The sequence below is a fragment of the Qipengyuania sp. genome (genome assembly GCF_965277845.1).
Classification (GTDB): domain Bacteria; phylum Pseudomonadota; class Alphaproteobacteria; order Sphingomonadales; family Sphingomonadaceae; genus Qipengyuania.
On sequence record NZ_OZ255844.1, the window covers coordinates 435,293 to 449,596 of the forward strand.

Below are 14,304 nucleotides of genomic sequence, written 5' to 3' on the forward strand. Positions count from 1 at the left end.
TTGCAGATAATGGCTTTGGCGCTAGCTCCGGCAGTCGGCCTGGGCGTCACGCGGTTCGCCTACGCCTTGCTTCTGCCCGATATGCGGCAGGATCTCGGTTGGACTTACGCAGCCGCTGGTTGGCTCAATACGACGAATGCCGTGGGCTACCTCGCAGGCGCTCTGGCGGCGACAAGGCTGATCGAGAGATTCGGTACGAAGTCTATTGCGTTTTGCGGCATCGGCATCTGTCTCCAGTCCCTGCTCATCTGCGCCTTGACCGGTGAGATGCTGGCGCTAAACGCCGCCCGCTTCATAGGAGGTGTCGGAGGCGGTCTGGGCTATATCGGAGCCGCCGTTATCGCGACACAGCTCGCCTCCCGCCACCCACGACGCGAAGCAGTGTTGCTCGCCCTGCTCTATACGGGGCCGGGGATCGGTATCGTGCTTTCCGGCATCAGCGTACCCTTCGTGATTTCGTCGCTGGGCCCGGGATCCTGGCCGATCGGATGGAGCCTGCTTCTTGCGATCTGCCTACCCCTGTGGCTCGCCCTTCCCTATGGGTTTCGTGGCACTTCGTCGGGGCGTTCGGCCGGGCATGTCCAGCTCGAAACCCGTCCGATGCTGCCCATGCTCATCGGTTATGGACTCTTCGGGGCTGGCTATATCGCCTACATGACGTTCATGATCGCTTATGTGAGGGATGGTGGTGGTGGCGCACTCCAGCAGGCGATCTTCTGGGTGGTGATCGGCGTCTCGGCAATGCTGTCGCCCATCGTCTGGTCATCGACAATCAGGCAAGCAGCGGGCGGCGGTGCGTTTGCGATCATCGGACTGGCGACCACGGTCGGGGCGTCGTTTCCCCTGCTTTCGACGTCCTGGCCGGTTCTTCTCGCCTCCGCCGCCCTGTTCGGCAGCGCATTCTTCGCGGTGGTGGCCTCCACCACCAGTTTCGTGCGCCGCAATCATCCGCAGGAACAATGGAGCGGCGCGATCGCACTTATGACCGTGGCGTTCGGCCTCGGACAAATCGTGGGTCCCGTGCTTTCGGGCTATGTCACGGACCTCCATGACAGTCTGGCAAGCGGCCTGCTTCTTTCTTCGGCTCTTCTCATGGCGGGCGCTCTTACGGGCTTGAAACAGCGCTCGCTACCCCCGGCTTCGGAAGGAAGACTGTGCGACGCTCCGACGTGATCGCGCCGCTGGACTATTCGCGACCAAGCGCCAACCGGCGGATCGCGGTGACGACCGTTTCGAGGTCGGCCTCCGGGTGCATGCTATTGCCACGAACCGCCCAGAAGGCAGGCGCGGGAATCGCGTGGTTGCCGATCCGTACCAATTCTCCATTCTGCAGCCGTGCCTTGACGAGGCGGCTCGAAAGTAACGCCGCGCCTACACCGGATATCGCTGCCTGGATTGCGTGACTTTCCTCTGTGAAGCTGCTGGCAACGGACATGTCGCCTGCATCGATGCCGGCAGCGCGCAACCAGGCATTCCAGCCGAGAGATCGGCGGGAAGGAGAAGACCAGCGATAGTCGATGACTGGGACGCGAAGAATCGCTTCGGTCGTCTCGACGGGGCCGTGCCGCTCCAGGAAAGACGGCGAAGCAACCGCGATAAGCCTGTCATCGAACAGCTTGCACCAGATGCCGTCCCGATCGGCATTGCGCTGGGATCGGATCGCTATGTCGACCGCGCCCGTCTGCAGATCGGCCGGAGCATTATCCGCATGCACGTCGATTGGTACGTCGGTGATCGCCCGCAATTCGCGAAGACGGGGCGTGAACCACTCGGCCGCGAAGGCCATCGTCATCGAGACGACGACAGGCCGAACCTTCGCTTGCCGGACGGCGTGCACTGCGTCGGCCATCCGGTCCAAGGCCTCTTTCAAATCCGGATAGAGCCTCTCTCCCGCGTCGGTGAGCCGTAGAGGCCTCCGTTGGAAAAGCGCTACCTCAAGCAGCGCTTCCAGCTTCCGCACCTGATGGCTGATGGCGGTGGGGTCGAGGTTCAACTCCTCTGCCGCGCGCCCGAAATGACCGTGCCGGGCAGCCGCTTCGAACGCGCGCAAGGCGTGGAGAGGAGGTAGTTTGCGCATGGATAGGATTGCGGATGATGAATCTCATTCATCCATAGGGCGAAAAGTCCTCCTTCGCCAAGCCCCAGGGTCGAAGATTAGGGATCGGCTGTCGAAATCCCGGAAAAAGGAATGACGCATATGCCCACTCTCTTGGTTGTAAACTCAAGCGCCCAGTTGGAAGAGCGCTCCCTCACCCGCAAACTGACCGCGCTGTTTTCCGAAACCTTTTGCGAACGCGCGTCCGATACCCGCGTGATAGACCGGGACCTCGGTCGCTTCCCGCCTGACTTCGTCGATCATCGATTTATCGAGGCGGCTTTCACAGAACCCGGCCAGCGGGACTCTCGAATGACGGACGCGCTGGCTCAATCCGACCGCTTGATCGACGAGCTCGAGTGCGCCGATATCGTCGTCATCGGCGCACCGATGTACAATTACGGCATGCCGGCGGCGCTCAAGGCCTGGTTCGACCAGGTCGCGCGCATCGGACGCACCTTTTCCTTCGATCTTTCGAGAGGAGACTTCCCGATCGAACCCCTGCTGAGCGGGAAGCATCTCGTCGTCCTCTCGGCCAGGGGTGAATTCGGTTTCGCTCCGGGCGGCGTGCGGGAAGAACAAAATGCGCTCGACCCCGGCATCGCTGCATGCGCCCACTATCTCGGCGCTTCCAAGGCATCGATCGACACGATCGTCGTCGAGTATCAGGAGTTCAAGGACGACCGCCATCGCGCCTCGTGGGAGCAAGCATCGAAAGCTACGATCGAATTGGCTACCCGCTTGGCTTCCGACTTTGGATCCCTCCAGTCCGGCACTACTCGGAGCGATGTCGTTGAGGACCGGGACGGTGGCAGGCAAGATCGAAAACCCGTCGCCGGCGCTGCGGCATAGACGGACAATGCGGCAAACCTCGATGGAATTGTGGATTGCGCATACAACAAACCGGCCACCTCACAGAGGTAGCCGGTTTGTTCTACAATAGTGGTTGCGGGGGTTGGATTTGAACCAACGACCTTCAGGTTATGAGCCTGACGAGCTACCGGACTGCTCCACCCCGCGGCACCAGTTATGTTCGTCCTGGACCGTCGCCAGAGACGAAAAAGCCGCCGCGCGGGGATCCCGGCAGCGGCTTGTGAAATCGCGAATGGGTTTATACCGCGCCCGCCTGCTGTAATGCCTGGCGACGACCTACTCTTCCAGTGCTTGAGCACTAGTACCATCGGCGCTGTCCGGTTTCACGGCCGAGTTCGAGATGGGATCGGGTGGGTCACAGACGCTATAGCCACCAAGCAATAGAGCAGGCGGACGGGCTTAAATCGATGCTGTTGAGCTTTCTGGGCTTATCCGGCTTGGGAGATTTCCTCCTCATCGCGGACAGCACAGGGCTGTCGTTGATGGTGGGATCCTACAAGCGCGAAAAGAACTATTAGGACCGGTTAGCTCCACGCATTACTGCGCTTCCACACCCGGCCTATCAACGTCATGGTCTATGACGGTTCGAAGATTGCTTATCTCAAGGGAGGCTTCCCGCTTAGATGCTTTCAGCGGTTATCCCGTCCGTGCATAGCTACCCTGCGGCACCCTTGGCAGGATGACAGGTACACCAGAGGCACGTTCACCCCGGTCCTCTCGTACTAGGGGCAACTCCTTTCAACAATCGACGCCCACGGCAGATAGGGACCAAACTGTCTCGCGACGTTCTGAACCCAGCTCACGTACCACTTTAATTGGCGAACAGCCAAACCCTTGGGACCTGCTCCAGCCCCAGGATGTGATGAGCCGACATCGAGGTGCCAAACGATTCCGTCGATATGAGCTCTTGGGAATCATCAGCCTGTTATCCCCGGCGTACCTTTTATCCGTTGAGCGATGGCCCTTCCACGAGGGACCACCGGATCACTATGACCGACTTTCGTCTCTGCTCGACTCGTCAGTCTCGCAGTCAGGCAGGCTTATGCCATTGCACTCTCGCAGACGGTTTCCAACCGTCCTGAGCCTACCATCGCGCGCCTCCGTTACTCTTTAGGAGGCGACCGCCCCAGTCAAACTACCCGCCACAGAGGGTCCCAACACCGGCTAACGGTGCGTGGTTAGACATCAGAAAATCACAGGGTGGTATTTCACAGGTTGGCTCCCCTCGGACTGGCGCCCGAGTTTCAAAGCCTCCCACCTATTCTACACAGTAATTTCCTAATGCCACTCTGAAGCTGCAGTAAAGGTGCACGGGGTCTTTCCGTCTAACCGCGGGTACTCCGCATCTTCACGGAGAATTCAATTTCGCTGAGCATATCCTGGAGACAGTGGGGAAGTCGTTACGCCATTCGTGCAGGTCGGAACTTACCCGACAAGGAATTTCGCTACCTTAGGACCGTTATAGTTACGGCCGCCGTTTACTCGGGCTTCAATTCGGAGCTTGCACTCCTCCTCTTAACCTTCGAGCACCGGGCAGGCGTCACACCCTATACGTCGTCTTGAAGCCGACTTAGCAGAGTGCTGTGTTTTTGCTAAACAGTCGCTACCCCCTGGCCTGTGCCCCCCACAAAGACTTGCGTCGATATGGGGCCTCCTTCTTCCGAAGGTACGGAGGCAATTTGCCGAGTTCCTTCAGGATACTTCTCTCAAGCGCCTTGGTATACTCTACCTGACCACCTGTGTCGGTTTCGGGTACGGTCTATAGTGAAGAGGCTATTTCCTGGAACCGCTTGGCTGCCCGACCAATCCAATAAGGTCGAACAACGTCCACGATCCGTCACACATCTTCAGGCCCACGAATATTTACGTGGTTCCCATCGACTACCCCCTTCGGGCTCGTCTTAGGGGCCGGCTAACCCTGCTCCGATTAGCGTTGAGCAGGAACCCTTGGTCTTTCGGCGACAGGGCATCTCACCCTGTTTGTCGCTACTCATGTCAGCATTCGCACTTCCGATACGTCCAGCGTCGGTTACCCTTCGCCTTCACTCGCTTACGGAACGCTCCGCTACCGCTCAGAATAAATTCTGAACCCTAAGCTTCGGTGCATATCTTTAGCCCCGTTACATCTTCGCCGCAGGAACCCTTATTTAGACCAGTGAGCTGTTACGCTTTCTTTAAAGGATGGCTGCTTCTAAGCCAACCTCCTGGTTGTTTTGGGATTCCCACATGCTTTCCCACTTAGATATGACTTGGGGACCTTAGCTGTAGGTTAGGGCTGTTTCCCTTTTGACGACGGACCTTAGCACCCGCCGTCTGTCTGCCGGATAAGACTCGATGGTATTCGGAGTTTGGTTAGGTTTGGTACCGCTCGCGCAGCCCTAGCCCATCCAGTGCTCTACCCCCATCGGCATACATCCGACGCTCTACCTCAATAGATTTCGCGGAGAACCAGCTATTTCCCGGCTTGATTGGCCTTTCACCCCTAAACACAGCTCATCCGAGAATTTTTCAACATTCACCGGTTCGGTCCTCCAGTGCGTGTTACCGCACCTTCAACCTGGCCATGCCTAGATCGCCGGGGTTCGGGTCTAATTCATCGAACTCAGTCGCCCTATTCAGACTCGCTTTCGCTGCGCCTACACCTAACGGCTTAAGCTTGCTCGATAAATTAAGTCACTGACCCATTATGCAAGAGGTACGCTGTCACCCCCTATGGGGCTCCAACTGCTTGTAAGCATCCGGTTTCAGGTACTGTTTCACTCCCCTAATCGGGGTGCTTTTCACCTTTCCCTCACGGTACTGTGTTCGCTATCGGTCATGTGCGAGTATTTAGGCTTGGAGGGTGGTCCCCCCATGTTCAGACAGGATTTCACGTGTCCCGCCCTACTCGAGTCCTTCATCATCACTTTCGCATACGGGGCTGTCACCCACTATGGCCACTCTTTCCAAAGTGTTTTGCTAGTTGAAATGAAGGCACTGGCCTGGTCCCGGTTCGCTCGCCACTACTACGGGAATCTCTGTTGATGTCTTTTCCTCCGGGTACTGAGATGTTTCAGTTCCCCGGGTTCGCTTCACCAAAGCTATATATTCACTTCGGTGATACCCTATCCACCTCTTTCCGAGCCAGCCGAAGCTAGATCGAAAGGAAATGGTGAGGGTGGGTTTCCCCATTCGGAAATCGCCGGATCAAAGTTTGCTCACAACTCCCCGACGCTTATCGCAGCGTGCCACGTCCTTCATCGCCTGCACATGCCAAGGCATCCACCAAATGCTCTTACCTCACGCTTGAGAATCCACACCATCAACGACAGACCTGCATAAAAGTCAGTCGCCACACGATAGTGCGGAGGAATATCTCAGCCAGATAATCAATTTGATTGATCTTGTGTGATGCATAGCCTGCACGATCCGCCCGAAGGCAAACCCTACAATCCATGCGCCACGGCATCGATTTAAAAACCCATTCACAATGTCAAAGACGGTGGTCGAAACCACCTACCCGCAAACACGCGGGATCCGCTTTCGTTTCATCTATCGGATTGGCTGCCTGGTGGAGCCTATCGGGATCGAACCGATGACCCCCTGCTTGCAAAGCAGGTGCTCTCCCAGCTGAGCTAAGGCCCCGTAAGACCAGGCAAATGGTAGGCCCGAGTGGATTTGAACCACCGACCTCACCCTTATCAGGGGTGCGCTCTAACCAACTGAGCTACGGGCCTATGCGCCAGGCGGGCCTTACGGCCGCGGGCGGCAAAAGCCAGCTCAGGCAAACAGCCTAAACGAGCAAGCCCGCTAGGCTGTATCCGATTGATGAAAGGACATGAGGACGACGGCATTGTTCTTTAGAAAGTCGCGAAGCTCTTCCGACGTCTGGCGTCGGCGCTTTCGTGACAATCCTTAGAAAGGAGGTGATCCAGCCGCAGGTTCCCCTACGGCTACCTTGTTACGACTTCACCCCAGTCGCTGAACCCACCGTGGTCGGCTGCCTCCTAAAAGGTTAGCGCACCGCCTTCGGGTGAATCCAACTCCCATGGTGTGACGGGCGGTGTGTACAAGGCCTGGGAACGTATTCACCGCGGCATGCTGATCCGCGATTACTAGCGATTCCGCCTTCATGCTCTCGAGTTGCAGAGAACAATCCGAACTGAGACATCTTTTGGAGATTAGCTAACCCTCGCGGGATCGCTGCTCACTGTAGATGCCATTGTAGCACGTGTGTAGCCCAGCCTGTAAGGGCCATGAGGACTTGACGTCATCCCCACCTTCCTCCGGCTTATCACCGGCAGTTTCCTTAAAGTGCCCAACTAAATGATGGCAACTAAGGACGAGGGTTGCGCTCGTTGCGGGACTTAACCCAACATCTCACGACACGAGCTGACGACAGCCATGCAGCACCTGTCACTAGGTCCCCGAAGGGAAGGAATCTGTCTCCAGAAACCGTCCTAGGATGTCAAAGGCTGGTAAGGTTCTGCGCGTTGCTTCGAATTAAACCACATGCTCCACCGCTTGTGCAGGCCCCCGTCAATTCCTTTGAGTTTTAATCTTGCGACCGTACTCCCCAGGCGGATAACTTAATGCGTTAGCTGCGCCACCCAAGCTCTATGAGCCCGGACAGCTAGTTATCATCGTTTACGGCGTGGACTACCAGGGTATCTAATCCTGTTTGCTCCCCACGCTTTCGCACCTCAGCGTCAATAACTGTCCAGTGAGTCGCCTTCGCCACTGGTGTTCTTCCGAATATCTACGAATTTCACCTCTACACTCGGAATTCCACTCACCTCTCCAGTATTCTAGCCATCCAGTTTCAAGGGCAGTTCCGGGGTTGAGCCCCGGGATTTCACCCCTGACTTGAAAAGCCGCCTACGTGCGCTTTACGCCCAGTAATTCCGAACAACGCTAGCTCCCTCCGTATTACCGCGGCTGCTGGCACGGAGTTAGCCGGAGCTTATTCTCCAGGTACTGTCATTATCATCCCTGGTAAAAGAGCTTTACAACCCTAAGGCCTTCATCACTCACGCGGCATTGCTGGATCAGGCTTTCGCCCATTGTCCAATATTCCCCACTGCTGCCTCCCGTAGGAGTCTGGGCCGTGTCTCAGTCCCAGTGTGGCTGATCATCCTCTCAGACCAGCTATGGATCGTCGACTTGGTAGGCCATTACCCCACCAACTATCTAATCCAACGCGGGCCCATCTAAAGGCGATAAATCTTTGGTCCGAAGACATTATCCGGTATTAGCAGTCATTTCTAACTGTTATTCCGAACCTAAAGGCAGGTTCCCACGCGTTACGCACCCGTGCGCCACTAAGCCCGAAGGCTTCGTTCGACTTGCATGTGTTAGGCATGCCGCCAGCGTTCGTTCTGAGCCAGGATCAAACTCTCAAGTTTGTGTCACACGCCAATCAAGCACGGGGAAAACCCCGCCAGCCTGCTTGGCATGAGCTTCAAGGAGCCGATACCTGCACTGTCAAACGTAATGGATACGAATGGACATGCATCATCAAAACCGCCTGTGGAGGCGATCAGGATGTGGCAATCGGCTTAAGGTTAAACCGGTACTCGGAGCCTTGAGGTCCCCGGACCGGGCGCCGTCGCCCACATGTCCCTTCATCAAAAACCAACAATGTCAAAGAGCCGCCAGAGACAGTAGTAGCGGACAGCGATTGGTTCCCCCTTTCTTACCGGGGGAGCCGGCTGTCCGTATCTGTTGGCGACCGATGCGGTGGGCGGTGGAAGCCGCCAGCGCCGCGTCGGTGAGGGCCATCTAGGCGGGGGTCGGGATTCGGTCAACGCCTTTTTGCAAAATTATTGCGATTTTTTTGCAAACCCGCAGAAAAGCTGGGGTCCGGCCCCATCGCGCCATGCATCGATATAGGAAGCCTGCGGTAGCCTTCAACCGCACCCTGAGGCAAAGGCATGAAGGACCCCCGATTCACACCCGGAATCGGTGGCGATTCACGCCGGAAAGGCGAATCTCATCGCTCGCATTCGAGTCGAATCGCGCCTAGCAAACCCGTCATGAGGATCAGCGGGGTCAGCGAGCAGGAGCCACCAGAAGGATTCGGCGCGCGCGTACGCAGCGCGCTCGCGTGGAGGTGGGGCAGCCAGCTGGTCGCGCAGATCATCACGTGGGGCTCCACCATTCTGGTGGTTCGCCTGCTGGATCCGTCGGACTACGGTCTGTTCGCGATGAGCCAGGTGATCGTCACCGCTCTGCACTTCCTCAATGGCTGGAGTTTCGCGAGTTCGCTGATCCAGGCGGAAGAGGTGGGCGAACGCGAGATCGGCCAAGCCTTTGCCCTGCTTCTCATCACGAACGGATCGCTCGCCGCCATCCAGCTGCTGCTCGCCCCTTTCGTGGCCGATTACTATGGCCAGCCCGAAGTGGCCGAGCTGTTGCGGGTCCAGGCGCTGATCTTCATCGCCATCCCCTTCACGGCGTTGCCCACCGTCCTGCTTGCCCGCAGGCTCGAGTTCCGCAGCCAGGGCATCGCCAACCTGGTATCCGCAATCGCGGCGGCAGTCACCGCGCTGACGCTGGCCTGGTTCGGCTTCGGCGTCTGGGCGCTGATATATGCTCCGATCGCCGGCTATGCAGTACGCGCCGTGATCATGACCGTCGCAGCACGCCTCTGGGTGCGCCCCGTCTTCAATCTGAAGGGCGCCCGCCGCATGATCGGCTTCGGGGGCGCGCTCACGCTGTGCCAGCTGTTCTGGATCATCCAGAGCCAGAGCGAAATCTTCATCGCCGGTCGCACGTTTACCACCTACGAACTGGGTCTCTATTCGGAAGCGCTGTTCCTCACGCTGATCGTCACGGGTCGCTTTATCCCGCCGCTCAACGACGTGGCCTTTCCCGCCTATGCAGAACTGCACAAGTCCGGGCGCAGCCTCGGCCCCTATTTCGAGCGCACGGTGCAAAGCGTCCTGCTGGTTGTCGCGCCCATCTATACAGGGCTGTCGCTGACCGCACCCGAAGCGATCCTGATCGTCTTCGGGGAGAAATGGGTCGGCATGGCGCCGATCGTTTCGGGCTTGGCGCTCGTGATGCCGCTGATGGCGGTGCAGATCATCTGCTCGCCAACCTGCACCGCCACGGGCAGGGAAGGCATCTACCTTGCCACCAGCATCGCCGGGGCGGCGATATTCGCCACATCCTTTCTGATCGGCGTGGAATATGGCGCGCAGGGGCTCGTGCGGGCCTGGTGGGTCGCGGCGCCGCTGCTGCTGATAGTCACGCTGGCGCTGACGCTCCCGCAAATCCAACTGTCCGTATGGCGGTTGCTGCTGGCAGCCGCGCCCCCCGCCCTTGCCTGTCTCGCGATGGCTGCGGTGGTCCTCGGCCTTCGCCAGGCACTGCCGGACGACATCGGCCCGGTGGCGACACTCGGCGCCTTGGCGATCACCGGCGCGGCGACCTATTCCGGCATACTCTATCTCGTCTGGCCCGAAGTGGTCCGCCGCGGGATCGCCATGCTCAGGCGCTCGCCTGCCGATCCGCTACCGCCGAGCGCATCCGCGCCAGCGCCCGGCGATCGAACCAATACCATAGCGGATTGAGCCGCGGCCTCAGCGTCCCGAGCGACTGCGGATAGACCTCCACCAGGTTGCGCGGCAGCCCCCTGGGTCCGCTTTCGCGCATGATCGCGGTGATGATCCGGTTCTGATACTCGCGCAGCGCGTAATTGGTCATCCGGCTCGCCTGCTGGCGCAAGCCCTGCGAGGTGATCGGGTTCGGCGCGCAATAGAAACCTGCCTCCAGACAGCCGACCACGCGCTCGTCGCGCCAGTCGGCATCGGGTCCGATATCGGTATGCGCGAGTGCCGCGATCAGCCCGTCGTCGCCGATCAAATCGTCGGGCAGACGGATACCGCTGACGCGCAAGCGGTCGACGAATCCGCCACGCAGCGCGTAGCAATCGCCGAACAGACCGGCTTCCTCAGCCATCAGCCGGCGATAGTGAGCTGCATTGCGCCCGTTCATCGGCGGTGCGGCGGCGGCATTGGCCTGCGGGTTCTTTGAAAGGCACCGCTCCAGGGCGGCGACGGATCCGGGTTCGAGTTCGGCATCGCCATCGACGAACACATAGGTCTCGGCCTCGGGCGCTTCGTCGAGAATGAACCGGCTCCAGCTGCGCGCCTTGCCGCCTTGCGCATATTCGACCAGTTCGACGCCGCGCCCGGCATAGCCGCGCACGATGCCGGCCGTACCGTCGCGACTGCCGTTGACGACAACCACGATGCGTATCCCGGCATCGCCCAGCGGCAGGCTGTCGAGGCAGGCGGCGATACGCCGCTCTTCATTATGCGCCATCACGGTTACGAGCACCCGGCAGCTGTCGTCGGTCATACTTCGCCCATCTCGTCGCGCCTGGATTGCGCTATAGCACCGCGCGCGGCGGCGACAATCGGGCGGGCGGTTTTGCCGGATCGCGTCGACGTGGTACCGTGCGATACCCCGTAGCGGATGAACACGATGGTTCGACATGCGCTTTTGCGAACGGCTTGGATAGCCGCCCTCTTCGCCCTTGCGGTACCTGCCGCAGCGCAGGTCTCAGGCGATGGCGACCAGACTACGCAACAGCTTCCGGCGGACCATATCCTTGATCGCGATCGCTACGAACGGCTCACGGTGCCCGTGACCATCGGCGGGGTGGGCCCTTACCGCTTCCTGATCGATACCGGTGCCCAAGCAACCGCGATCACGCATGCCGTTGCCGACGATCTCGCATTGCCGCGCCGCGGCCAGGCCACGCTCGTCGCGCTGGGCAGTGCCCGCGCCGTTGACCTGGTCGAAGTGGACGAGCTCAGCTTCGCCGACCGCTCGATCACCGGCCTGCTATCGCCGCTCCTGTATGAACGCCATATCGGTGCCGACGGCATTCTCGGCCTCGACAGCCTCCAGGACCTGCGCGTGCTGATCGATTTTCGCGAGGATCGCATGCTGGTCGACGATGCCAGGGCTCTGGGCGGCAATGCAGGGTTCGAAATCATCGTCCGCGCCCGCCGCAAGCTCGGGCAGATGGTGATCACCGATGCGCGCATGGACAATACGCGCGTCGCGGTGGTGATCGATACCGGGGCGCAGGCGAGCGTGGGCAACCGCGCCCTGATGCGGCGACTGCGCGCGGCCGAAGCGGGCAAGACCGGCGCGATCGATGCGCATGGCACATTCGTCGTCAGCGACCTCGCCTATGTGCGGGAACTCGAGATCGGCGGAATGACCATGGGCGATGTGCCGATAAGCTTCAACGAAAGTCCGATTTTCGCTGCCCTTGGATTGAGCAAGCGTCCTGCCTTGATCCTGGGCATCCGCAACATGCGCGTGTTCGACAGGGTCGCGATCGATTTCGCCAAGCGTCGGGTGCTTTTCGACGTGCCCGGCGATTACGAACGCGCGCGATACAGAAACCGTTGGCCCGCCAACTGGCCCTAGCGCTTAAACCTTGTCCCGCCGCACGCGCTTCCCCAAGTAACCGGCCGATGCCGCCCGACACCGCCAGTACCGCCCAGCACGACGATCCCGAAGGCTGGGCCACCGTCCGGCGCTTCCTCCCCTATCTCTGGCCCGCCGACAATCCGAACCTGCGGCGGCGGATCGTGGGCGCGATGCTGTTCGTGCTGCTGGCCAAGGGCACGATGCTGGCACTGCCCTTCGCCTACAAGGGCGCGGTCGATGCGATGACCACGCCGAGCAACGAGGCGGCAATGGTCGCGCTGGCCTTCGTGATCGCCTATGCAGCGGGACGCCTGGCCGCAGTCGTGTTCGACAATCTGCGCAACATGACCTTCGAGCGGGTCGGGCAGGATGCCACCCGCCAGCTGGCCGAAGACACCTTCACCCGGTTGCACCAGCTATCGCTGCGCTTCCACCTGTCGCGGCGCACGGGCGAGGTCACCAAGACGATCGACCGCGGGACCAAGAGCATCGACATCATGCTCTATTTCCTGCTGTTCAATATCGCCCCGACCGCGATCGAACTGATAGCCGTGGGGATCATCTTCTATATCAATTTCGGCTGGGAGCTGGTCGCGGCCACGGCGCTGACAGTTGCGGCTTACATCACGGTGACCCACAAGATCACCGAATGGCGCAACGAGCTGCGCCGGCAGATGAACGAGCTCGACGGGACCGCCCTCGCCCGCTCGGTCGACAGCCTGCTCAATTACGAGACGGTCAAATATTTCGGCGCGGAGGCGCGCGAGCGGGCGCGCTATGCCGAATCGGCCAGTGCCTTCGCCGATGCCGCGACCAAGAGCGAGAACTCGCTCGGCCTGCTCAATATCAGCCAGGCGGTCATCACCAATCTGCTGATGGGCGGCGCCATGGCCTTTACCGTCTGGCAATGGAGCAAGGGCGTGCTGACGACCGGCGACCTCGTGTTGGTCAACACCTACTTGATGCAACTCTTCCGCCCGCTCGACATGCTCGGCATGGTCTATCGGACGGTGCGGCAAGGCCTGATCGACATGGCCGAGATGTTCCGCCTGATCGATACCGAAGCAGAGGTGAAGGACATTCCCGGCGCGCCCGCGCTGGTGATCCAGCGCCCGACGCTGACGTTCGACAACGTCGTCTTCGGATATGAGCCGGATCGCACGATCCTCCACGGCCTCAGCTTCGAGGTCCCGGCTGGCAGCCAGGTCGCGATCGTCGGCCCCTCCGGGGCGGGCAAGAGCACCATCGGGCGTTTGCTGTTCCGCTTCTACGATCCGCAGGCGGGGCGCATCTTGATCGACGGACAGGACATCGCGAGCGTCACGCAGGCGAGTCTGCGCGACAAGATCGGCATCGTTCCGCAAGACAGCGTGCTCTTCAACGACACGATCGGCTACAACATCGCCTATGGCCGCGACGGGGCCCAGCGCGAGCGGGTGATCGAGGCCGCGCGGGCAGCGGCGATCCTGCCGTTTATCGAGCAACTTCCCGATGGTCTCGACACCGAGGTCGGTGAACGCGGTCTCAAGCTTTCGGGCGGCGAAAAGCAGCGCGTGGCCATTGCCCGCACGCTGGTGAAGGATCCACCGATCTTGCTGCTGGACGAGGCCACCAGCGCGCTCGACAGCCGTACCGAACAGGAAATCCTCGCCACCCTGCGCCGCGTTTCGGAACACCGCACCACACTCGCCATCGCGCACCGGTTGTCGACCATCGCCGATGCCGACCGGATCCTCGTGCTAGAACAGGGTCGGCTGGCGGAAAGCGGCACGCATGACGAATTGCTGTCGGCGCGCGGCCTCTATGCGGAAATGTGGGCACGCCAGCAGGCCGAGCGCACGCACGCCGAATAGGAATTCGCAGGCCCAAGGGTTGTGTTGCAGTGCAACATTGTCCATGTA

At 60.0% G+C, this 14,304-nt stretch carries 7 protein-coding genes, 3 tRNA genes and 3 rRNA genes; 5 read left to right on the forward strand and 8 right to left on the reverse strand.

All coding sequences use genetic code 11. From position 1 onward, the window contains the following. Positions 1–9 precede the first annotated feature (9 nt). Positions 10–1,173 carry a YbfB/YjiJ family MFS transporter gene (locus ACQY4G_RS02155; RefSeq protein WP_421992736.1) on the forward strand — a complete coding sequence of 388 codons (1,164 nt, stop codon included), beginning with the start codon at positions 10–12 and terminating at the stop codon, positions 1,171–1,173. A 13-nt stretch (positions 1,174–1,186) separates the two neighbouring features. On the opposite strand, the gene ACQY4G_RS02160 is transcribed toward ACQY4G_RS02155, so the two are convergent. Continuing rightward, entirely contained in the window at positions 1,187–2,050 is an 864-nt protein-coding gene (locus tag ACQY4G_RS02160) for a LysR substrate-binding domain-containing protein (RefSeq protein ID WP_421992738.1), read from the reverse strand. A gap of 147 nt (positions 2,051–2,197) precedes the next feature. Between ACQY4G_RS02160 and ACQY4G_RS02165 the strand changes: the two genes are divergently transcribed. Next, on the forward strand, positions 2,198–2,947 hold the full coding sequence (locus ACQY4G_RS02165) for an FMN-dependent NADH-azoreductase (RefSeq protein WP_425061707.1): 750 nt from the start codon (positions 2,198–2,200) through the stop codon (positions 2,945–2,947). 91 nt (positions 2,948–3,038) lie between these two features. Here ACQY4G_RS02165 and ACQY4G_RS02170 read toward each other — a convergent pair. From ACQY4G_RS02170 to ACQY4G_RS02195, 6 genes are all read right to left on the reverse strand, one after another. After that, positions 3,039–3,115 (reverse strand) — tRNA-Met (locus ACQY4G_RS02170). Positions 3,116–3,231: 116 nt separating this feature from the next. Further along, a 5S ribosomal RNA gene (gene rrf / locus ACQY4G_RS02175) occupies positions 3,232–3,346 on the reverse strand. Between the two features lie 116 nt (positions 3,347–3,462). Further along, positions 3,463–6,256, reverse strand: a 23S ribosomal RNA gene (locus tag ACQY4G_RS02180). 260 nt (positions 6,257–6,516) lie between these two features. Beyond that, positions 6,517–6,592: transfer RNA gene (locus ACQY4G_RS02185), tRNA-Ala, on the reverse strand. Between the two features lie 15 nt (positions 6,593–6,607). Further along, positions 6,608–6,684, reverse strand: a tRNA-Ile gene (locus tag ACQY4G_RS02190). Between the two features lie 182 nt (positions 6,685–6,866). Next, a 16S ribosomal RNA gene (locus ACQY4G_RS02195) occupies positions 6,867–8,352 on the reverse strand. Together the 16S, 23S and 5S rRNA genes with 3 tRNA genes alongside form the textbook arrangement of a ribosomal RNA operon. A gap of 630 nt (positions 8,353–8,982) precedes the next feature. Here ACQY4G_RS02195 and ACQY4G_RS02200 point away from each other — a divergent pair. Further along, on the forward strand, positions 8,983–10,524 hold the full coding sequence (locus tag ACQY4G_RS02200; RefSeq protein WP_421992742.1) for a lipopolysaccharide biosynthesis protein: 1,542 nt from the start codon (positions 8,983–8,985) through the stop codon (positions 10,522–10,524). Here the strand turns inward: ACQY4G_RS02200 and ACQY4G_RS02205 are convergent. Continuing rightward, positions 10,442–11,314: a glycosyltransferase family 2 protein gene (locus ACQY4G_RS02205; RefSeq protein WP_421992744.1), complete on the reverse strand. Its 873-nt coding sequence runs from the start codon at positions 11,312–11,314 to the stop codon at positions 10,442–10,444. The genes ACQY4G_RS02200 and ACQY4G_RS02205 overlap by 83 nt on opposite strands. A gap of 117 nt (positions 11,315–11,431) precedes the next feature. Between ACQY4G_RS02205 and ACQY4G_RS02210 the strand changes: the two genes are divergently transcribed. Next, on the forward strand, positions 11,432–12,400 hold the full coding sequence (locus ACQY4G_RS02210; protein WP_421992746.1) for an aspartyl protease family protein: 969 nt from the start codon (positions 11,432–11,434) through the stop codon (positions 12,398–12,400). 47 nt (positions 12,401–12,447) lie between these two features. Then, positions 12,448–14,256, forward strand: a complete 1,809-nt coding sequence (locus tag ACQY4G_RS02215) for an ABCB family ABC transporter ATP-binding protein/permease (RefSeq protein WP_421992748.1) — start codon at positions 12,448–12,450, stop codon at positions 14,254–14,256. The last annotated feature ends 48 nt before the right edge of the window (positions 14,257–14,304 follow it).